The sequence below is a fragment of the Streptomyces sp. NPDC014861 genome (assembly GCF_043081625.1).
Taxonomy (GTDB): Bacteria; Actinomycetota; Actinomycetes; order Streptomycetales; family Streptomycetaceae; genus Streptomyces.
In genome coordinates, this window is sequence record NZ_JBIBWV010000007.1 from 215,831 (window position 1) to 235,729 (window position 19,899).

The window sequence follows — 19,899 nt, forward strand, 5'->3', positions numbered from 1 at the left end:
CATACGGGGTCACGCGACCTGGGCGAAGCGGTCCCGGCCGGCGGTCACCCGCCCCTCGGGTTCATGGCGGGCGGCCCGGCGGGCGGCCTTGGCGGCGCGGGCGGCCTCGCGGCCGAGGCGCTGGGCGCCGGCCTCGCGGACCAGCTCGGCGTGGGCGGCGCGGTGGAGTTCGTACTCGAACATGGGGTGCTCCCTGGGCTTCGGTCTCGGCATCGCTCCTTGCGATGCCTCCACCTTCCTCGCCCAGCCGGTGCCGGGGCATCGGGCGAGTGCCGCATGTTCGGGGTACGGGGGGCCTTAGGGAGGCCCGGGGGGTGCCTTAGGGCGCCCCCCGGGCCTCCCCCGTACGGCGGTGCGGGGGTGCCTAGGCGGATCGGGCGGCGCGCCAGTCGGGGGCGAGGAGGGACCAGACCTCGGTGTCGACGCGGGTGCCGCGGTGAGCGAAGTTCTCGCGCAGGACGCCGTCCCTGGTCATGCCGAGCCGGCGGGCGACGGCGATGCTGGGCTGGTTCTTCGTGGAGACGAGCCATTCGAGGCGGTGGATGCCGCGCCGGTCGACGGCCCAGTCGATGAGGGTGCGGCAGGCGCGGGTGACCAGCCCGCGGCCGGCGGCGGCGGGCTCCAGCCAGCAGCCGACCTCGGCGTTGCCCGCGGTCACGTCCATGGTGCGGAACATGACGCCGCCGACCAGGGTCCCGTCGGCCCAGATGCCGTAGATGCGTCCGGCGTCGTTCGCGGCCTTCTCGGCGTAGGAGCGGAGGAAGGCACGGGCGGAGTCGAGGTCGTGGACGGCGTCGGCGAGGCCGATGTGGGTGCCGATGAACTCCCTGCCGCGCTCCATGTGGGCGAGGAACTCCTCCGCCTGCCAGGGCTCCAGGGGCCGCAGCTCGGCGCCGTCGTCACCCAGCGATATCGCGAACATCCTCGTGCTCCTCCGTGGTCGGTGCTGTCACACGCTGCCCGGGGATCTTCGCACGGACGTCCGCGGCGGCACGGGATTCCGGCGGCTCGATGCTGATCCGGGGCAGGATCCGGTCGAGGCTCCGGGGCAGCCACCAGTTGGCGCCGCCGAGCATGTGCATGAGGGCGGGGACGAGGAGGGTCCGCAGGACGAAGGCGTCGAGGGCGACGGCGGCGGCGAGCGCGATGCCGAACATCGCGATGACCCGGTCGCCGGAGAGGACGAAGGCGAGGAAGACCGCGATCATGATCACCGCGGCGGAGTTGATCACCCGGCTGGTCTCGGCGAGGCCGACCCGCACCGCCCGCCGGTTGTCGCCGGTCTCCAGCCACTCCTCGTACATCCGGCTGACCAGGAAGACCTGGTAGTCCATGGAGAGGCCGAAGAGGACCGAGACCATGATCACGGGGAGGAAGGGCTCGATCGGCCCCGCGCTGCCGAGGCCGAGCAGTTCGGCGCCCCAGCCCCACTGGAAGATCGCCACGACGATGCCGAAGGCCGAGGCGACGGCGGCGATGTTCATGGCGGCGGCCTTGAGCGGGATGCCGATGGACCGGAAGGCGAGCAGCAGGAGCAGGCAGCCGAGGGCGACGACCACCCCGACGAAGAGCGGCAGCTTGCCGACGATGATCTCGGCGAAGTCGTCGTACGAGGCGGTGATGCCGCCGACGTGGACGTCGAGGGAGGTGCCGCTCTCCGCGGCCGGGATCACGTCCTGCCGGAGCCGGTCGACGAGCTCGCTGGTGGCCTCGGACTGCGGGGAGGAGTCGGGTACGACGGTGAGGACGGCGGTGTCGCCTGAGCCGTTGTAGGTGACCGGGGAGACGGAGGCGACGCCCTTGGTGGCGGCCAGCGCGTCCGGGAGCTGGTCGAGGGCGACGCGGTCGTCGGCGCCGTCGAGCCCGGCGACGAGGGTCAGCGGGCCGTTGACGCCCGGTCCGAAGCCGTCGGCGAGGAGGTCGTACGCCTGCCGCGTGGTGGCGGAGGCCGGGTTGTTGCCCTGGTCCGAGGTGCCGAGGTGGAGCGAGAGGGTGGGCAGCGCGAGGACCGTCATCACGACGGCGGCGACGGCGCCGAGGAGCTTGGGGTGGCGCTCGACGAAGGCGGACCAGCGGGCGGCGAAGCCCGTGGGCAGCTCGGGCTGCGGCCCGTGCTCGGCGAGCGCCCGGCGCTCGCGCCGGGAGAGGGCGCGCATGCCGATGAGGGAGAGCAGCGCGGGCAGCAGGGTGACCGAGGCGGCGACGGTGAGGACCACGGTGAGGGAGGCCGCCAGGGCGACTCCGTTGAGGAAGCTCAGCCGGAGGATGAGCATGCCGAGCAGGGCGATGCAGACCGTGGCGCCCGCGAAGACGACGGCCCTGCCGGTGGTGGCGACGGCGGTCTCGGCGGCCTCGGCGACGCTCAGGCCGCGTTTCAGGCCCTTGCGGTGCCTGGTGACGATGAAGAGCGCGTAGTCGATGCCGACGCCGAGGCCGATGAGCATGCCGAGCATGGGCGCGAAGTCGGCGACGGTCATCATGTGCCCGAGGAGCACGATCCCGGAGTAGGCGATGCCGACGCTGACCAGGGCGGTCGCGATGGGCAGCAGGGAGGCGGCGAGGGAGCCGAAGGCGAGGAAGAGGACGACGGCGGCCACGGCCACCCCGACGGCCTCGGCGATGTGCCCGCCGGGCGCCTCGGTGAGGGCGACGGCGCCGCCTCCGAGCTCCACCTGGAGCCCGTCGGTCCCGGCGGCCTTCGCCGTGTCGACGAGGGCTCGGGCCTGGGAGACGGGGATGTCGTCGGCCTGCTCGTGGAAGGTCACGGTGGCGTAGGCGGTGCGCCCGTCCTCGCTCACCTGGCCGCGCGCGGCGCCGTCCCCGTACGGGGAGGCGACGGCGGCGACACCGGGCAGGCCGGCGACCTCCTCCAGCATCGGTCCGACCCGTTCCTGGACGGCGTCGGCGCGGACGCTGCCGCGCTCGGTGTGCCAGACGATGGTGTCCGTGTCGCCGCCGAGCCCCTCGAAGCCTCGGTCGAGGAGGGCGGTGGCGCGTCCCGACTCGGTGCCGGGCACCTCGTAGTCGTTCGAGTACGCGCTGCCGGCGAAGGCGGCGGCGCCGCCCACTCCGACGAGGGCGAGGACCCACAGGAGGACGGCGACGAGGCGGTGCCGGATGAACCACCGTGCGATGGCTGCCAAAGGACGTGCTCCCTGCCTGGATCGGTGCTCGCGGCCCACTGTCGCAGCCAAACGTGATCGTTTGCCCGTTTCGTGTCGATCCTCACAGCTCGCGGCTTACGAGGACCGGCACCCACCCGACCGTCACACCCGACGCCCAGGCCCCGGCCCTCACACCCGGTACCCGGGCCCCGACCGCCGCGTCCGGCACCCGGGCCCCGCTCTCACGGCATCGCCCGCGCCCCCGCCCCACGGGCCTCGCGCCCGCCCCGTCGGGTGTCCCGGGGCGGTCCTGAAGGCGGGACGGAGGCGCTCGCGCGGACGGTCGGGACCGGCGGCGCGGGCCCGGGATCCGCCGCTGTCCGGCGAGGCTTCTCCGGTTGACCACGGCGGTGGCCGGGCGGCAAGCTGACTTCCTGTCATTCACTGTGCCTTGGGGGAACGTTGAGCAAGTCGGCACACCACATCGGGCCTGACTCCGCACCGGACCGCTATCGGCTGCTGCGCTCCATCGGGCGGGGCGGGGAGGCGGTGCTCTATCTCGCCGAGATCGAGCTCGCGGGAGGTACCGAACCCGTCGTCGTGAAGGTCCTGGACTCCAAGACGACGATCACGCCGGAGATCTTCGAGCGGGTCAGCCGCAAGTGGAACGAGCAGGCCGAGCTGCTGCGGTTCGTCAGCCGTCCCGGCGTCGTCGGCGTGCGGGAGCACTTCCAGGGCTCGCCCATCCACGCGCCCGGCGAGTCCGGCACGCTCACCGGCCGGGCGCTCGTCCTCGTCATGAACCACGTCGACGGCCTCGATCTGCGCGACTGGCGCGCCGAGCGGACGCTGACGACGCCCGCCGAGCGGCGCGAGGTGATGCGGACGCTCGAACAGCTCGCGGACGTCCTCGACTGGCTGCACTCCGGCAAGGCCACGCCGTCGGGGCGGACCGTGGTGCACGGCGACCTCTCGCCGGGCAACGTGATGGTGGACGAGCACGGCCAGGCCACCCTCGTCGACTTCGGCCTCAGCAAGCTGACCGCCGACCACCAGACCGCCGAGGTCTGGTTCACGCCCGGGTACGCGGCGCCGGAGATCTTCGAGGGCAAGCGGACCCCGGCCACCGACCGGTACGCCTTCGGCGCCATCGCCTACTTCCTGCTGAGCGGCCAGTCCCCGCCGTCCGCGCCCGAGCAGCTCGCGGCGGCGTTCGCCGGCATCCCGCAGATCGCCGGGCTGCCGGCGGACCAGCGGAGGAAGGTGCTGGCCATCGCGGCGGCCGACGCGGACAAGCGCCCGCTGTCGCTGTCCTCGTGGGTCAAGGAGGTCCGGCACGGGGTGGTCTCCACCACGACCACCTCCCGCCCGGCGACACCGCGGGACGCGGTCCCGCCCCGCCCGGCCGACGCCCCGGCCGTGCCGCCGCTCCCGACGGCCCCGCCGGTGGGGCCCCCGCCGACCGAGGCGCCGTCCGCCGCACCCCAGGACGCGGCACCCCGGGACGCGGCGCCGCAGGACGCCGCTCCGGAGGACCCCGCGCCGACGCCGACGCCTGCTCCGTCCCAGCCGTCGACCCCCGCACCCACCCCAGCGTCCCCGGCGCCGACCCCGGCGTCGGCGCCCTCCGACACGGCCCCCACGGGCTTCGGCGCGCCCGCGCCGGTCCCGGGCGCCCCCGTGGGCTACGACGCCGGGCAGGGCGCGTACGGGCCGCCGGGCGCCGGTGTGCCGACGTACGGCGGGCCCGGGAACGGCGGACAGGGGTACGGGCCGCCCACGGCCGGGATGCCCACCGTCGGCGGCCCGGGCGGGCCGACCGGTCCCAGGCCGCAGCGCTCGCCCGCACCGCGCAAGCGCCGCAAGGGTCCGCTGATCGGCGCCGTCGCGGGCGTCCTCCTGATCGCCGTCCTCGCGGTGGTCGGGATCCGGCTGCTCGGCGACCGCGACGCGAAGGACACCAAGAACAACCAGGCGGCCGGCGCGAGCTCCTCCGCTCCGGCCACCTCCGGGACGCCCACCGAGGAACCCACCACGGAGGCGCCCACGGAGGAGCCGACGACGGAGCCGACCACCGAGTCGCCGAGCCCGGAAGCGACCTCGGAGGAGCCGACCGCGAGCGGCACCCCGACCGTCGCCCCCGGCTCCGTGCCGGACGCGACCGAGGCCGACCTGACCACCCTCGCCTCGGTCAGCGAGCCCGACAACTTCGAGGTCGGCAGCGCCAAGATCAACACCAAGGAGCATGGCTCCGCTCTGATCGGCGACTGCTACTACGGCGCCTATGTCGAGTACGACCTCAACCGGGAGTGGAAGACCTTCGAGTTCACGGCGGGCGTCGACGACGGCTCCAAGGTCGAGACCGCGCGGGTCGTGATCTCCGTCGACGACAAGCCCGCCCTCTTCAACGAGACCGTCCGGCTGGGCAAGCCGATCACCGAGACTCTGGACATCAGCGGTGCCCTTCGGCTGCGCCTGAAGATCGAGGAGACCTGCACGGACTCCGGCGACGGTGTGATCGCGGCCCCGATGCTGAAGCGCTGACCCGCGTCGGGAACGGGAGGGGCCCCGCACCGGAATTCCGGTGCGGGGCCCCTCTGGTTCTCGATCCGGAGACCGGGATCAGCCCTCGCTGACGCCCAGCCTCTCCAGGATGAGGTCCTTGACCTTCGCCGCGTCGGCCTGACCGCGGGTGGCCTTCATGACCGCGCCGACCAGGGCGCCGACCGCCGCCACCTTGCCGCCGCGGATCTTGTCCGCGATGGCCGCGTTGCCCGCGATGGCCTCGTCGACGGCCGCGCCGAGCGCGCCGTCGTCGGAGACGACCTTCAGACCGCGCTTCTCGACGACCTCGTCCGGGGTGCCCTCGCCGGCGAGGACCCCCTCGATGACCTGGCGGGCCAGCTTGTCGTTGAGGTCGCCGCCGGCGACCAGGGCCGAGACCCGGGCCACGTCCGCCGGCGTGATGGGCAGCTCCTCCAGGGAGACGCCCTTCTCGTTGGCGTTGCGGGCCAGCTCGCCCATCCACCACTTGCGGGCGGAGGCCGCGTCGGCGCCCGCCTCGACGGTGGCGACGATCGGGTCGACCGCGCCGGCGTTGAGGATGGACTGCATCTCCTGCTCGGAGACGGCCCACTCCTCGCGCAGCCGGTTGCGGCGCACGCGGGGCAGCTCGGGCAGGCCCTTCCGCAGCTCCTCGACCCACTCGCGGGCCGGGGCGACCGGGACCAGGTCCGGCTCCGGGAAGTAGCGGTAGTCCTCGGCGTTGTCCTTGATGCGGCCGGAGGTGGTGGAGCCGTCGTCCTCGTGGAAGTGACGGGTCTCCTGCACGATCGAGCCGCCGGACTCCAGGACCGCCGCGTGGCGCTGGATCTCGAAGCGCGCCGCCCGCTCGACCGAGCGGAGCGAGTTGACGTTCTTCGTCTCCGAGCGGGTGCCGAAGGTCTCGGAACCCTTCGGCATCAGCGACAGGTTGACGTCGCAGCGCATCTGGCCCTGGTCCATGCGCGCCTCGGAGACGCCCAGGGCGCGGATCAGCTCGCGCAGCTCGGCCACGTACGCCTTGGCGACCTCGGGGGCCCGCTCGCCGGCACCGACGATCGGCTTGGTGACGATCTCGATGAGCGGGATGCCGGCCCGGTTGTAGTCGAGCAGCGAGTGCGAGGCGCCGTGGATGCGGCCGGTCGCGCCACCGATGTGGGTGGACTTGCCGGTGTCCTCCTCCATGTGGGCGCGCTCGATCTCCACGCGGAAGACCTCGCCGTCCTCCAGCTGGACGTCCAGGTAGCCGTCGAAGGCGATCGGCTCGTCGTACTGGGAGGTCTGGAAGTTCTTCGGCATGTCCGGATAGAAGTAGTTCTTCCGGGCGAAGCGGCACCACTCGGCGATCTCGCAGTGCAGCGCGAGGCCGATCTTGATGGCGGACTCGACGCCGATCTCGTTCACGACCGGCAGCGCGCCGGGCAGGCCGAGACAGGTCGGGCAGGTCTGTGCGTTGGGCTCGGCGCCCAGCTCGGTCGAGCAGCCGCAGAACATCTTGGTCCGCGTGCCGAGCTCGACATGGACCTCCAGGCCCATGACGGGGTCGAACGAGGCCAGTGCCGCCTCGTACGACAGCAGTTCAGTGACAGTCACGGTGGAACTTTCCCTCTCAGCCCAGCAGGACGTCGTCGTCGCCGAGGCGCTTCAGCTCGCGGTACAGGATCGCGAGGCCGGTCACGATGGCGGCGGCGGACACGGCGGAGTCGATCAGCCGCAGCACGTCGTTGTCGTTGCGGGCCAGCTTGGCCTGCTTGGCGACGCTGACGGCACCGAACGCGGTGGTCGCGAGCGAGACGTAGACACCGGTCTTCGACTTCTTGAAGTTCTTGGCCTTCTTTGCCATGGCACTCACAGCGACGGAGCCTCCTCAAGCAGCGGGTGGCCCCACTTTTCCACGAAGGCGGCCTCGACGGCGGCACCGACCCTGTAGAGCCGGTCGTCCTGCATGGCGGGGGCGATGATCTGCAGCCCGACCGGGAGACCGTCCTCCGGCGCCAGGCCGCAGGGCAGCGACATGGCGGCGTTTCCGGCCAGGTTGGTCGGGATGGTGCACAGGTCCGCGAGGTACATCGCCATCGGGTCGTCGGCGCGCTCGCCGATCGGGAAGGCGGTGGTCGGGGTCGTCGGGGAGACGATCACGTCGACCTGCTCGAAGGCCTGGTCGAACTCGCGGGTGATGAGGGTGCGGACCTTCTGGGCCGAGCCGAACCACGCGTCGTAGTAGCCGGAGCTGAGCGCGTAGGTGCCGAGGATGATGCGGCGCTTCACCTCGGGGCCGAAGCCGGCCTCGCGGGTGAGGGCGGTGACGTCCTCCGCGGAGCGGGTGCCGTCGTCGCCGGCGCGCAGGCCGTACCGCAGTCCGTCGAAACGGGCCAGGTTGGACGAGCACTCGGACGGCGCGATCAGGTAGTACGCCGACAGGGCCAGGTCGAAGCTGGGGCAGTCCAGCTCGACGATCTCGGCGCCCAGCTCCTTCAGCAGCTCGACGGACTCGTCGAAGCGCTGCATGACGCCGGCCTGGTAGCCCTCGCCGCGGAACTGCTTGACGACGCCGACGCGCATCCCGGCCACCGAGCCGTTGCGCGCGGCCTCGACCACGGGCGGGACCGGAAGGGCCGCGGAGGTGGAGTCGAGCGGGTCGTGCCCGGCGATCGCCTCGTGCAGCAGGGCCGCGTCCAGGACCGTGCGGGCGCAGGGGCCGCCCTGGTCGAGGGAGGAGGAGAAGGCCACCATGCCGTAGCGGGAGACCGCGCCGTAGGTCGGCTTGACGCCGACGGTGCCGGTGACGGCGGCGGGCTGGCGGATCGAGCCGCCGGTGTCCGTGCCGATGGCGAGCGGGGCCTGGAACGCGGCGAGCGCGGCCGAGGAGCCGCCGCCGGAGCCGCCGGGGATCCGGGTGAGGTCCCAGGGGTTGCCGGTCGGGCCGTAGGCGCTGTTCTCGGTGGAGGACCCCATGGCGAACTCGTCCATGTTGGTCTTGCCGAGGATGACCACGTCGGCCGCCTTGAGGCGCTCGACCAGGGTCGCGTCGTACGGCGGGATCCAGCCCTCCAGCATCTTCGAGCCGACCGTGGTGGGCACGCCCCGGGTCGTGAAGATGTCCTTGAGGGCCAGCGGGACGCCGGCCAGCGGGCCGAGCTTCTCGCCGCGGGCGCGCTTCTCGTCGACGGCGCGGGCCTGCGCGAGGGCGCCCTCGCGGTCGACGTGGAGGAAGGCGTGGACCTTCTCGTCCACGGCCTCGATGCGGGCCAGGTGGGCTTCGGTCACCTCGACCGCGGTGAGCTCGCCCGAGGCGATCCTCGCGGCGATCTCGGCGGCGGTGAGCTTGATGATGATGTCCGTCATGGTCAGTCCTCCCCCAGGATCTGCGGCACCTTGAAACGCTGCTGTTCCTGGGCGGGGGCGCCGGAGAGCGCCTGCGCGGGGGTGAGCGAAGGACGGACCTCGTCCGCGCGCATGACGTTCGTCAGCGGCAGCGGGTGGGAGGTCGGCGGTACGTCCTGCTCGGCGACCTCGGAGACGCGGGCGACCGCGCCGATGATGTCGTCGAGCTGACCGGCGAAGTGGTCGAGTTCCTCGTCGGCGAGTTCCAGACGCGCCAGCCGAGCGAGGTGTGCGACCTCCTCGCGCGTGATGCCAGGCATGCAGCGATCCTCTGGGGTGAGTCTGATGATGTGGGCCCAATCCTATGGGGCCCGCGCCGCTCCCCGTGAAACGGTCGGCCCGGGCGGCCCCCGGGGCCGCCCGGGCCGACCCTCACCGGGTCACTGCACGGCGTGTCCGGGGGCCGGGTCGAGCTCGATCACGGGGCTGGTCTCGGCGGCCCGGCGCCAGCCGTGCTCGCCGCGGGCGAGCAGCCAGGCGGTGGTCTCGGCGGGCGGCATGGCGGCGGAGACCAGCCAGCCCTGGACGGCGTCGCAGCCCAGGTCGCGCAGCCGCTCCCAGGTCTCGTCGTCCTCGACGCCCTCGGCGACGACCAGCAGGCCGAGCGAGTGGGCGAGGTCGACGGTGCAGCGGACGATCTCGGCGTCCTCGGTGTCGACGGCGAGCCGGGCGACGAAGGAGCGGTCGATCTTCAGCTCGCTGACCGGGAGGCGGCGGAGGTGGACGAGGGAGGAGTAGCCGGTGCCGAAGTCGTCCAGGGACATCTTGACGCCGTGGCCGGTGAGGCCGTTCAGGGTGTCGGCGGCGCGCTGGGGGTCCTCCAGGAGGACGTGCTCCGTTATCTCCAGCTGGAGCGAGCCCGCCGGTACGCCGTGTCGGGCGAGCCGGGCGGCGACGGCGCCGGCGAAGCCGGGGGTGTGGACGTCGCGGGGCGAGACGTTGACGGCGACGGGCACCTCCAGGCCCTGGGCGCGCCAGCGGGCGACCTGGGCGAGGGCGGTCTCCAGGACGTACTCGGTGAGGTGCGGCATCAGGCCCGAGGACTCGGCGATGGCGATGAACTCGTCCGGTGGAACCTTTCCGCGCTCGGGGTGGACCCAGCGGACGAGGGCTTCGAGGCCGGCGACCTGGCCGTCGAAGCGGACCTTGGGCTGGTAGTGGAGCTCGACGTCGCCGGCGTCGAGGGCGCGGCGCAGGTCGCCGAGGAGGCCGAGCCGGTCGGGGGTGTTGGAGTCGCGCTTGGACTCGTAGACCTCGACGCCGGTGCGGTCGCGCTTGGCCTGGTACATGGCGACGTCGGCGCGGCGCAGCAGCCCCTCGGCGTCGCCGGCGTGGTCGGGGTAGACGGCGACGCCGGCGCTGGCCTCCAGGACGAGGGTGAGCCCGTCGAGGTCGAGCGGGGAGGACAGGGCGGCGACGAGGTGGCGGGCGACGCGCTGGGCGCTGGTGGTGGAGTCGGCGACGGGGAGCAGGACGGCGAACTCGTCGCCGCCGAGCCGGGCGGCCTCGGCGCCGCGGGGCAGGGCGAGCCGGAGCCGTTCGGCGATCTGGAGGAGGAGCCGGTCGCCGGCGAGGTGGCCGAGGGTGTCGTTGACCGAGCGGAAGCGGTCGAGGTCGATGAGGACGAGAGCGGCGCGGGCCTGCTCGCCCTCGGCGTCCTCCAGGGCGGTCCAGGTGCGCTCCAGCAGCCACTGGCGGTTGGGGAGGCCGGTGAGCGGGTCGCGGAGCTGTTCCTCTGCGCGGGCGCGGGCGATCCAGAGGGTGGAGTCGAGGGCGATCAGGGGGATCGCGAAGAGCGGCAGGAGCAGCGGGAAGGCGGCGGCGACGACGCAGATCAGCGGGGCGATGCCGAGCAGGGCGACGGCGACGAGGCCCTGCCGGAGGAGGGCGGTGCGGGCGACGGTGGGCAGGCCGCGGCCGGGCGGGGCGAGGGTGTACCACAGCAGCAGCCGGGTCGCGAGGAGGTAGACGCCGGCGGCGAGGACGACCTCCGGGACGTCGGCGATCCCCCAGTCGAGCGGGTGCCACGGGTCGGTGACGCCGGGGACGTCGCCGAAGAGGGCGAGGACGAGCGCGGCGGCGCCGACGCCGAGGATGTCGGCGGCGCCGTGCAGCAGGCCCTGGCGCCAGCGGTGCCGGCGGGCGGCGCTGACGAGGACGACGACGGTGAGCGAGACGAGCCCGGCGGGCACCCAGCCGTACAGCAGGAGGACCGCGAGGGTGAGGGCGGCGCCGGAGCCGGTGCCGCCCCACCAGCGCTCGCGGCCGAGGGCCACGAGATGGCCGACGATGAGGCCGGTGAGGAGGGCGAGGGACCAGCCGGCGACCCCGCCGGGGAAGAGCGGGTCGCCGGTGCTCAGGGCGCGCTGGAGCCCGGTGACGAGCACGGCGGCGGCGGTGCCCACCACGGCGGCGGGCAGTCCGGTGAAGCCCGCGGGGAGCACCCGGCCGCGCGGCCGTGGCACCGGGGCGGCACTCTCGGTCGGTTCCATTCCCGTCCCTCTCACAGGCGGCGGTGCCGTCGCTGTCGGATGGGCCGCGGCGAGGCGGCCCGGGTGGCGTCCGACGTCCGCTGGTGCGCCCCGCCGGCTTCGAGGGGCGGGGCGCAGGGCACGGGGCCGTTCGTCCTGGCGCACGGCCGCGCAGAACCCTCGCGCGGCGGTGCGGGACGAGACGCACGGTCACCACACTAGGCTGCCGAGGGCGCCGAGGGGCAGCGCTCTCCCTCTCTTGCCCGAATGCGACCTGGCCACCCGTAACGATCTGGTATGCGCCGAACGGGTGAGCTTCCCGGGGCCGGAGAGGGGTGACCGGTGGTTACTCCTCGATCGGCTGTGCGACCTCGCGGGCGGCCTCGGGACCCTGTTCGAGCAGGATCTTGAAGCCGTCCTCGTCCAGAACCGGAACCTTCAGCTGCATGGCCTTGTCGTACTTGGAGCCCGGGTTCTCCCCCACGACGACGAAGCCCGTCTTCTTCGAAACGGAACCGGTGACCTTCGCTCCGCGGCTCTGGAGCGATTCTTTTGCGCCATCCCGCGTGAACTGCTCCAGGGTGCCGGTCACGACGACCGTGAGGCCCTCCAGCGGGCGGGGTCCCTCGTCCTCCCCCGCGCCCTCGTCCTCCAGGGCGATGCCGGCGGCGCGCCACTTCCGCACGATCTCGCGGTGCCACTCCTCGGAGAACCACTGCTTCACGGCGGCGGCGATGATCCCGCCGACGCCGTCGACGGCGGCGAGCTCCTCCTCGGTGGCCTGCTCGATCCGCTCCAGGGAGCGGAACTCGCGGGCCAGCGCCTCGGCGGCGACGGGGCCGACGTGGCGGATGGAGAGGCCGTTGATGAAACGGGCGAGCGGACGGGTCTTGGCGGCCTCGATGTTCGCCAGCATGGCGAGCGCGTTCTTCCTCGGCTCGCCCTTCTGGTTGGCGAAGACAGTGACGATCTTCTCCTCGCCGGTCTTCGGGTCGCGCTTGGGCAGCCCGGAGTCGGCGTCGAGCACGTACGCCTTGATGGGCAGCAGCCGCTCGATGGTGAGGTCGAAGAGGTCGCCCTCGTCGGTGAGCGGCGGCTCGGACGGCTCCAGGGGCCGGGTGAGGGCGGCGGCGGCCACCGCGCCGAAGTTCTCGATGTCCAGGCACTGGCGGCCCGCGAGGAAGAAGAGCCGCTCGCGGAGCTGGGCCGGGCAGGTCCGGGCGTTCGGGCAGCGGAGGTCGATGTCGCCCTCCTTCATCGGCTTGAGCGCCGTGCCGCACTCGGGGCACTCGGCCGGCATCACGAACTCCCGCTCGGTGCCGTCCCGCAGGTCGGCGACCGGGCCGAGGATCTCGGGGATGACGTCGCCGGCCTTGCGGAGCACCACGGTGTCGCCGATGAGGACGCCCTTGGCCTTCACCACCTCCTGGTTGTGGAGAGTGGCGAACTCGACCTCGGAGCCGGCCACGGTGACGGGCTCCACCTGGGCGTACGGGGTGACGCGGCCGGTGCGGCCGACGCCGACCTTGATGTCGACCAGCTTGGTGTTGACCTCCTCCGGCGCGTACTTCCACGCGATCGCCCAGCGCGGGGCGCGCGCCGTGGAGCCGAGCCGGCCCTGGAGGGGGATCTCGTCGAGCTTGACGACGACGCCGTCGATCTCGTGGGCGACGGAGTGCCGGTTCTCGCCGTAGTGCGCGATGAACTCGCGCACCTCGGGGAGGGAGCCGACCACCTTGTTGTGTGTGGAGGTGGGCAGGCCCCACTCGCGCAGCAGCTCGTACGCCTCCGAGAGCCGGGCGATGTCGAAGCCCCGGCGGGCGCCGATGCCGTGGACCACCATGTGGAGCGGGCGGGTGGCGGTGACCTTGGGGTCCTTCTGGCGCAGCGAGCCGGCGGCAGCGTTGCGCGGGTTGGCGAAGGGCTTGTCGCCGGCCTCGACCAGACGGGCGTTGAGCGCCTGGAACGCCTCCATGGGGAAGTAGACCTCGCCCCGGATCTCGACGAGCTCCGGGATCCGGTCGCCCCGGAGGCGCTCGGGGATGTCGGCGATCGTGCGCACGTTGGGCGTGATGTCCTCGCCGGTGCGGCCGTCGCCGCGGGTGGCGGCGCGGGTGAGCCGGCCGTGCTCGTAGGTGAGGTTGACGGCGAGGCCGTCGACCTTGAGCTCGCACAGGAAGTGGAAGTCGGGGGTGCCGACGTCCCGGGCGACGCGCTCGGCCCAGGTGGCCAGCTCCTCGTCGTCGAAGGCGTTGTCCAGCGAGAGCATGCGCTCGCGGTGCTCGACCGCGGTGAACTCGGTCTCGTACTGCCCGGCCACCTTCTGGGTCGGCGAGTCGGGCGTGCGCAGCTCCGGGTGCTCCTCCTCCAGCGCCTCCAGGGCGCGCAGGAGCCGGTCGAACTCCGCGTCGCTGACGACCGGCTGGTCCTTCACGTAGTACCGGAAGCGGTGCTCCTCGACCTGCTCGGCCAGTGCGGCGTGCTTCTCGCGTGCCTCGGAGGGCACGACCGTCTCCGCACCGGGCAGGGCCCCCTGTTCGACTGCCACCTTCGTCCGTCCTCCCGTACCTTCAGAACCCGGTCACTCTGGGTTGTCCGCGAGCGATCTCGCCGCCCGGACGCAGTGGGCGAGCGCCGCCCGGGCGTAGGCGGGCGAGGCGCCCGCGAGCCCGCACGTCGGGGTGACGACCACGGACTCGGCGAGAGTCCCCGGATTCAGCCCCAGCCTGCGCCACAGCGTCCTGACACCCATGACGCTACCGCCCGGGTCCGACAATGCCGTGTCGGTGGAGGGCACCACACCGGCGAAGAGCTTCGTCCCGGCCTCCACGGCCTCGCCGATGGGCTCCTCGTCACGTTCGGTGAGGAGCCCGAAGTCGAACGAGACACCGGCCGCTCCGGCCCTGCGGAGCAGGGCGAAGGGCACGCCGGGGGCGCAGGAGTGGACGGTGACGGGCCCGTCGTGGACGGCGATCACGTCCCGCAGCGCGGCCTCGACGACCTGCCGGTCGACGGCCCGGTGGGTGCGGTAGCCGCTGGCGGTACGGATCTGTCCGAGGAGGACGGCGGTCAGCGAGGGCTCGTCGAGCTGGAGCACGATCCGGGCGCCGGGGACGCGCTTGGCCACGTCGGCGAGGTGCTCGCGCAGGCCCTCGGCGAGGGAGGCGGCGAGGTCGCGGCAGGCTCCGGGGTCGCCGAGCGCCGCCTCGCCGCCGCGGAGTTCGAGGGCGGCGGCGAGGGTCCACGGGCCGACGGCCTGGACCTTGAGCGGACCCTCGTACCCCTGGGTGAACTCCTCCAAGGCGTCGAGGTCCTCGCCGAGCCAGGAGCGGGCGCGGCGGGTGTCGCGGCCGGGCCGGTCGCTGATCCGCCAGCCGCTGGGCTCCACGTGCGCGTACAGGTCGACGAGCATCCCGAGGGTGCGGCCGATCATGTCGGCGCCGGGCCCGCGGGCGGGGAGTTCGGCGAGGAAGGGGAAGTCCTCGAAGGAACCGGTCACGGTCCTGGCGGCCTCGCGGGCGTCGCCGCCGAGCAGCGAGCCGACGCCGGTGGCGGGGCCCCACTGGGGAACGTCGTTCATGGTCATCGCCCCGGACGGACCGTCAGGTCGTTGACCTCGGCGTCGCGCGGCAGGTCGAGGGCCATCACGATCGTGGTCGCGACGGACTCGGGGTCGATCCACTTCGCCGGGTCGTACTCCTTGCCCTCCTGCTGGTGCACCTTGGCCTGCATGGGGCTGGCCGTGCGGCCCGGGTACACGGAGGTGACCCGGACGCCGTTGGCGTGCTCCTCGTGGCGCAGCGAGTCGGCGAGCGCCTTCAGGCCGTGCTTGGAGGCGGCGTACGCGCTCCACTCGGCGTGCGCGTGGAGTCCGGCGCCGGAGTTCACGAAGACGACGTGGCCCTGGGTGAGGCGGAGCTGCGGCAGGAAGTGCCGGGTGAGCTCGGCGGGGGCGATGAGGTTGACGTTCAGCTGGTGGTGCCAGGCCTTGGGGGTCAGCTCCCCCACGGTGCCGAGGTCGACGACGCCGGCGATGTGCAGCAGCGAGTCGACGCGGTCGGGCAGGCTCTGGTGCGAGAACGCCCAGGAGAGCCGGTCCGGGTCGCCGAGGTCTCCCACGAGGGTGCGGGCGCCGGGGAACCCGGCCGCCAGTTCCTTGGCGCGCCCCGCGTCGCGCGCGTGCAGCACGAGCTCGTCCCCGCGCGCGTGCAGCCGCCGCGCGACGGCGGCGCCGATGCCGGAGCCGGCCCCGGTGATCACATGAGTAGCCATGGTCACCATGGTCCCACCTGCGGTCAGGGGGCGGGGGCGGGCGTGGTGGCGGACCAGAAGTCGGAGTGGACGTTCGGGGTGGGGATCTCGCCGAGGGGGTAGGCGGGGCCGTTGGGCTCGGTGGTCGCCTCGGCGACGTCGGACCTCTCGACGCAGGGGGTGGTGACGTCGAAGAACACCTGCCCCTTGAAGGCGACCTCCATGGAGAGCATGAAGCCGTCGGAGGTCCTGGCGAAGATGGCCGGCGCCTCCTTGTGGGGGTTCGCGCCGGTGATCTCGTATCCGCTCTTCTTCCAGAAGCGCTCGATCACGCCCAGGAAACTGCCGCGCCGCTGCTCGGAGACGACGGTCGTCACCGTACGCCGCCGGGTCACCGTGCAGCTCCCGGAGGTGGTCGTGTCGTGGGCCCACTGGACCTCGGGCACGATGGCCTTCAGCGTCGCGTCGAGCATCCCGTCCGCGCTGTTCGCCGCATCCTGCATGTTCATGTCCGACTTCGCTCCTCCGCCGTCCGGCGTTCCGCATCCCGCGAGCACCGCGCCCGTCAGGAGGACGGAGGCGGCACCCCGCACCGCCCGTCCCCTACGCCTCATCGGTGCTCCTCCGTGGTGATCAGGTCGGGTCGGCCGGCGACGATCCGCCCGATGTTCTTGGCCGACTCGGGATCCAGCTCCGGCGTGAAGTACTGGGAGTGCGCGTCGAAGCCGCCCGCCTCCCGGACCATCGCCGGTCCGTCGTCGACCTTGAAGCGGCGGGCGTCGAACGCCTCGCTCGCCGGGTCCTTGCCGAAGTACACGTCGTCGTCGCCGATGTCGAAGAGGTCGCGGGCCGGCAGGACGCCCAGCGGGCCGCCCGTGATCCAGCCCAGCGCCGCCTCGTCCTTGCTCGGCAGGTGGGTGACCGGGTCGTTGTCGGCCGCGCCGACGAAGACGTGGTCCTTGCCGACCCCGAGTTCCGTCGCCTTCTGCGCGTCCACTCCGGGGCTGCCGAGGAGGATGATGTCGTCGGCGCCCGGGATGCCGCCGGGTCGCTGGGCGGCCGTACCCACGGTGAGCGAACCGTACGAGTGGCCGATCGCCGTGACATGGGGATCCGCGTTCTGGTTGGTCGCCGAGAGCCCCGCCATGAACTCGTTGTACGCCGGGGCGCCCCGCTGGGCGTCGCCCTTCGTCATGACGTCCACGTGCTGCGGGGCGTCGTAGCCGAGCCAGATGATGGAGGCGCTGGACGGGTCGTGTCGCCGGGCGCCCTTCGCCGTGTCCTGCGCCCGCTTCATCGTGTCCTCGACGAACTCCTCGTTCAGCTTGGTGCCCAGGCCCGGTACGTACGCCGAGACGTTCCTCGACGTGTCCGGGTTGCCGTACGAGACGATCGCGCGGCCGTTGCCCTCGTCGCCGATGCCGAGGAGGAACATCGGCGGGTCGCTCGGCTCGCCCAGCTTCTTCTGGATGCCGTGCAGGGCGTCCAGCTTCGTCTTCGCGTCGTCGCCGCCCTCCCGGGACAGCTCGTCCATGAGGATCGGCAGATAGGTGCGGTTGGCCTCGTCGCGGGCGGTGGCCGGGATGCCGTCGAGGCCGCCGACGAGGTCGGGGGCGACCTCCAGGTACTCCTCGCGCTGCTCGTCCGTCAGGCCGTCCCACCACTTCTTGCGCTCGGCGGGGCTCCGGTCGGTCGGTACGTCCTCACCGAGGTACGTGCCGGCCGTGCCGCGCACGTCGGCGGTGTCCCGGCGGACGTCCTTCAGCGTCGCCTCGGTGACGTCGAGGCCCTTCTCCGCCTTCAGGCCGGTGAGGGTCTTCGCGTACCGGGCGTCGACCTCGCCGGCGGACCGCAGGGCGCGGGCGACGCGGTCGGCGACGGACTGGGCCTTCGCCTGGTTCGGGTTGAGCGGCAGCAGGCCCGGGAAGCCGCCCGGGGAGACGCCGAGCGGGGGCGCCTCCAGCGGAAGCCGGGCGCTGCCCCGGACCAGGCCGCCGGGGGCCTGCTTCGTGGTGCCGGCCAGGTCGGTGACCTCGGCGGCCGGGTAGCTCACGGAGCCGTCCTCGTGGACGGTGAGCCCCTGGGCGGAGGCGTCGGCGAGGGCGTTCTTCAGCTGTGTCTGCGGTTCGGCGAGGTCGGCGGCGAGGCCGTTGAGCGTCGTCCGGACGAGGCCGCACTCACTGTGCAGGTACTGGAAGTTGCGGCTGAGGCGCTGGAGCCGGCCGAGGGCCGCCTCCGCCGATTCGCTCTCCTGCGTCTCGCGGAGCTTCGCGGACATGGCCCGGTCGACCCGTGTCCTGTCGGCGTCCGAGCGGTTCGACACCTGGTGCCAGGCGTCGCCGGCCTCCGTGAGCTCGGACGTCCTGAGGTCGCGCAGCTGCTGCCAGGTGAGGGTGGCGCCGGTCATCGCTTCTCCTCCCCCGGCTTGGTGTCGATGGAGGCGAGGGAGCTCTTCACCGAGGCGTCGGTCTCGCCCATTTCCTTCGCGACCGCGAGCAGCGTTCCCTGGAGCGCCTCGCATTCGTCGCGTACGGACACGAGCCGGTCCTCCCACGACCGTCGTACGGCGGTGAGCGCGGCGAGCGCGGAGAGACCCGCGGCTCCGGAGGACACGCCCTCGTGGCCGGGGCCGAGGGCGGCGCGGCTCGTCTCGGTGCTGGTCCGCACGGCGCCCGCCGTCCCGGAGGCGCTGGTCCAGGGGCCGTCGCTGTGCTTGAGGTTGCCCGCTCCGGACGTGCCCGAGGGGCCGCCCGGGTCCGTGGAGGCCAGATTCATCCGGGTGTCGTCCCCGACCGCCCCGAAGATGTCCTGCCAGTGCTGCGTCGCGCTCAAAGATCCCCCGATCCCCCGTGCGTGTCATGTGCGCTCGATGACATTAGCGGAGCTCGCTCATAAGTACGCAATCGCGAAGCGGATGAGGACGGTCAGCTCAACTGCCGCTCCAGGTAGGCCAAGGCCGTCGCCCCGTCCTCGGTGAAGAAGGCGAGTTCGGTGAGGGGCCGGGGGAGGAAGCCTTCGGTCTCCATGCGCTGGAACTGGGCCCTGAGGCCGTCGTAGAAGCCGGCGGTGTTGAGGACGACGACGGGCTTGGTGTGCTTCGCGTGCTTCTTCAGTTCCAGGATCTCGGTGGCCTCGTCGAGGGTGCCGGTGCCGCCGACCATGACGACGATCGCGTCGGACTTGGCGAGGAGGAGGGCCTTCCGCTCGGCGAGGTCCCGGGTGACGGTCATCTCGTCGGCGTTCTCGCGGGCCTTGGCGGCGAGGAAGTCGACGGAGACGCCGACGAGCCGGCCGCCCGCCTCCTGCACGCCGTCCGCGACGACCTTCATCAGTCCCGTGTCGGAGCCGCCCCAGACGAGGGTGTGGCCGGCCTTGCCGAGGAGGCCGGCGAACTCGCGGGCGGGGGCGGTGTACCGCTCGTCGAGGTCGGCGGCGGAGAGGAAGACGCAGATGTTCATGTCGACACCGTAGGCCACGGGGCTTTCCGGACCCTCGCTGAGCTGCGGTTATCGAGATTCTTCGGGAAATCCCGAGGTCCGGCGATGAGTTCCGGCGGGGGTACCGGTCTGCCCTGCCATGGACGAGGTGAGGACGGTCGTGTCGCGGGACGGGACGACGATCGCGTACGGGCGGTACGGGGCCGGCGACGGGCCCGCGATGGTGCTGGTGAGCGGGGCGCCGGGGGCGGGGGCCGGGGAGGCGCCGCTGGCGCGGCTGCTGGCGCGGGAGTTCCCCGTGCTCGTGTACGACCGCCGGGGGTGCGGCCGGGCGTCCGAGCGGGAGCTGGAGGACTTGGCGGCGGTGCTGGCGGCGGCGGGGCCCGGCGCGGCGGTGCACGGCAGCGGGGCGGGGGGCGCGCTGGCGCTGGCGGCCGCGGCGGCGGGGCTGCCGGTGGCGGCGGTGTCGGTCTTCGAGCCGGCGCCCGACGCGCTCGGGGAGCTGCCGCAGGTGCACGCGCGCGTGCTGGTGGTCGACGGGGGCGCGAGCCCCGCGCCGGTGCGGCGGGCGGCCCGGCAGCTGTCGGCGCTGCTGCCCCGGGCCCGGCACCGGACGCTCACGGGCCAGACCCACGAGGTGGCGCCGCACGTGCTGGCGCCGGTGCTCGCGGAGTTCGTGGCGGAGTCGTCCGAGGACGTGTGAGCCGGACC

The 19,899-nt window shown here is 73.0% G+C and carries 17 protein-coding genes; 2 read left to right on the top strand and 15 right to left on the bottom strand.

All coding sequences use genetic code 11. The features are described from left to right. Nucleotides 1-9: 9 nt before the first annotated feature. The 3 genes from ACF1BN_RS17335 to ACF1BN_RS17345 all read right to left on the bottom strand — a co-directional run bounded on the left by ACF1BN_RS17335 (nt 10) and on the right by ACF1BN_RS17345 (nt 3,143). The gene (locus tag ACF1BN_RS17335) at nt 10-183 is read right to left on the bottom strand and encodes a hypothetical protein (protein WP_392332453.1); all 174 of its coding nucleotides are present in this window, start codon (nt 181-183) and stop codon (nt 10-12) included. A gap of 181 nt (nt 184-364) precedes the next feature. Next, the gene (locus ACF1BN_RS17340) at nt 365-922 is read right to left on the bottom strand and encodes a GNAT family N-acetyltransferase (RefSeq protein ID WP_392332454.1); all 558 of its coding nucleotides are present in this window, start codon (nt 920-922) and stop codon (nt 365-367) included. Next, nucleotides 900-3,143 carry an MMPL family transporter gene (locus ACF1BN_RS17345; protein ID WP_392332455.1) on the bottom strand — a complete coding sequence of 748 codons (2,244 nt, stop codon included), beginning with the start codon at nt 3,141-3,143 and terminating at the stop codon, nt 900-902. Before ACF1BN_RS17345 ends, ACF1BN_RS17340 begins: the two co-directional genes overlap by 23 nt. A gap of 423 nt (nt 3,144-3,566) precedes the next feature. Between ACF1BN_RS17345 and ACF1BN_RS17350 the strand changes: the two genes are divergently transcribed. Continuing rightward, nucleotides 3,567-5,648 carry a protein kinase gene (locus tag ACF1BN_RS17350; RefSeq protein ID WP_392332456.1) on the top strand — a complete coding sequence of 694 codons (2,082 nt, stop codon included), beginning with the start codon at nt 3,567-3,569 and terminating at the stop codon, nt 5,646-5,648. 78 nt (nt 5,649-5,726) lie between these two features. Here ACF1BN_RS17350 and gatB read toward each other — a convergent pair whose 3' ends face one another. The 12 genes from gatB to ACF1BN_RS17410 form a co-directional block, all read right to left on the bottom strand. Continuing rightward, nucleotides 5,727-7,238, bottom strand: coding sequence for an Asp-tRNA(Asn)/Glu-tRNA(Gln) amidotransferase subunit GatB (gene gatB, locus ACF1BN_RS17355; RefSeq protein ID WP_392332457.1), 1,512 nt, complete (start codon nt 7,236-7,238; stop codon nt 5,727-5,729). A 16-nt stretch (nt 7,239-7,254) separates the two neighbouring features. After that, the gene (locus tag ACF1BN_RS17360) at nt 7,255-7,488 is read right to left on the bottom strand and encodes a hypothetical protein (RefSeq protein ID WP_392332598.1); all 234 of its coding nucleotides are present in this window, start codon (nt 7,486-7,488) and stop codon (nt 7,255-7,257) included. Nucleotides 7,489-7,493: 5 nt separating this feature from the next. Then, nucleotides 7,494-8,990 (bottom strand): Asp-tRNA(Asn)/Glu-tRNA(Gln) amidotransferase subunit GatA, encoded by a 1,497-nt coding sequence (gatA, locus tag ACF1BN_RS17365; protein ID WP_392332458.1) that lies wholly within the window; start codon nt 8,988-8,990, stop codon nt 7,494-7,496. Between the two features lie 2 nt (nt 8,991-8,992). Then, the gene (gatC, locus tag ACF1BN_RS17370) at nt 8,993-9,289 is read right to left on the bottom strand and encodes an Asp-tRNA(Asn)/Glu-tRNA(Gln) amidotransferase subunit GatC (RefSeq protein ID WP_030492502.1); all 297 of its coding nucleotides are present in this window, start codon (nt 9,287-9,289) and stop codon (nt 8,993-8,995) included. 120 nt (nt 9,290-9,409) lie between these two features. Further along, on the bottom strand, nt 9,410-11,638 hold the full coding sequence (locus ACF1BN_RS17375) for a putative bifunctional diguanylate cyclase/phosphodiesterase (RefSeq protein ID WP_392332599.1): 2,229 nt from the start codon (nt 11,636-11,638) through the stop codon (nt 9,410-9,412). Nucleotides 11,639-11,846: 208 nt separating this feature from the next. After that, nucleotides 11,847-14,048, bottom strand: coding sequence for an NAD-dependent DNA ligase LigA (ligA, locus tag ACF1BN_RS17380; protein ID WP_392332459.1), 2,202 nt, complete (start codon nt 14,046-14,048; stop codon nt 11,847-11,849). A 33-nt stretch (nt 14,049-14,081) separates the two neighbouring features. Next, the gene (locus ACF1BN_RS17385) at nt 14,082-15,080 is read right to left on the bottom strand and encodes a methionine synthase (RefSeq protein WP_392332460.1); all 999 of its coding nucleotides are present in this window, start codon (nt 15,078-15,080) and stop codon (nt 14,082-14,084) included. Nucleotides 15,081-15,082: 2 nt separating this feature from the next. After that, entirely contained in the window at nt 15,083-15,781 is a 699-nt protein-coding gene (locus tag ACF1BN_RS17390; protein WP_392332461.1) for an SDR family oxidoreductase, read from the bottom strand. A 14-nt stretch (nt 15,782-15,795) separates the two neighbouring features. Continuing rightward, nucleotides 15,796-16,260: a hypothetical protein gene (locus tag ACF1BN_RS17395; RefSeq protein ID WP_392332462.1), complete on the bottom strand. Its 465-nt coding sequence runs from the start codon at nt 16,258-16,260 to the stop codon at nt 15,796-15,798. Nucleotides 16,261-16,361: 101 nt separating this feature from the next. Further along, entirely contained in the window at nt 16,362-18,158 is a 1,797-nt protein-coding gene (locus ACF1BN_RS17400; protein WP_392332463.1) for an alpha/beta hydrolase, read from the bottom strand. After that, nucleotides 18,155-18,583: a hypothetical protein gene (locus ACF1BN_RS17405; protein ID WP_392332464.1), complete on the bottom strand. Its 429-nt coding sequence runs from the start codon at nt 18,581-18,583 to the stop codon at nt 18,155-18,157. The genes ACF1BN_RS17400 and ACF1BN_RS17405 overlap by 4 nt, the downstream gene beginning before the upstream one ends. 92 nt (nt 18,584-18,675) lie before the next feature. Further along, entirely contained in the window at nt 18,676-19,209 is a 534-nt protein-coding gene (locus ACF1BN_RS17410; RefSeq protein WP_392332465.1) for a TIGR00730 family Rossman fold protein, read from the bottom strand. Between the two features lie 118 nt (nt 19,210-19,327). Here ACF1BN_RS17410 and ACF1BN_RS17415 point away from each other — a divergent pair, with 118 nt between their 5' ends. Next, on the top strand, nt 19,328-19,891 hold the full coding sequence (locus tag ACF1BN_RS17415) for an alpha/beta fold hydrolase (RefSeq protein WP_392332466.1): 564 nt from the start codon (nt 19,328-19,330) through the stop codon (nt 19,889-19,891). Nucleotides 19,892-19,899 lie beyond the last annotated feature (8 nt).

What these genes read in the sequence shown, in the direction of transcription:
- gatC (WP_030492502.1), bottom strand. Translation starts at nt 9,289, where the DNA reads ATGCCTGGCATCACGCGCGAGGAGGTCGCACACCTCGCTCGGCTGGCG.
- ACF1BN_RS17335 (WP_392332453.1), bottom strand. Translation starts at nt 183, where the DNA reads ATGTTCGAGTACGAACTCCACCGCGCCGCCCACGCCGAGCTGGTCCGC.
- ACF1BN_RS17395 (WP_392332462.1), bottom strand. Translation starts at nt 16,260, where the DNA reads ATGAACATGCAGGATGCGGCGAACAGCGCGGACGGGATGCTCGACGCG.
- ACF1BN_RS17390 (WP_392332461.1), bottom strand. Translation starts at nt 15,781, where the DNA reads ATGGTGACCATGGCTACTCATGTGATCACCGGGGCCGGCTCCGGCATC.
- ACF1BN_RS17400 (WP_392332463.1), bottom strand. Translation starts at nt 18,158, where the DNA reads ATGACCGGCGCCACCCTCACCTGGCAGCAGCTGCGCGACCTCAGGACG.
- ACF1BN_RS17340 (WP_392332454.1), bottom strand. Translation starts at nt 922, where the DNA reads ATGTTCGCGATATCGCTGGGTGACGACGGCGCCGAGCTGCGGCCCCTG.
- ACF1BN_RS17360 (WP_392332598.1), bottom strand. Translation starts at nt 7,488, where the DNA reads ATGGCAAAGAAGGCCAAGAACTTCAAGAAGTCGAAGACCGGTGTCTAC.
- gatA (WP_392332458.1), bottom strand. Translation starts at nt 8,990, where the DNA reads ATGACGGACATCATCATCAAGCTCACCGCCGCCGAGATCGCCGCGAGG.
- ACF1BN_RS17415 (WP_392332466.1), top strand. Translation starts at nt 19,328, where the DNA reads ATGGACGAGGTGAGGACGGTCGTGTCGCGGGACGGGACGACGATCGCG.
- ACF1BN_RS17410 (WP_392332465.1), bottom strand. Translation starts at nt 19,209, where the DNA reads ATGAACATCTGCGTCTTCCTCTCCGCCGCCGACCTCGACGAGCGGTAC.
- ACF1BN_RS17385 (WP_392332460.1), bottom strand. Translation starts at nt 15,080, where the DNA reads ATGAACGACGTTCCCCAGTGGGGCCCCGCCACCGGCGTCGGCTCGCTG.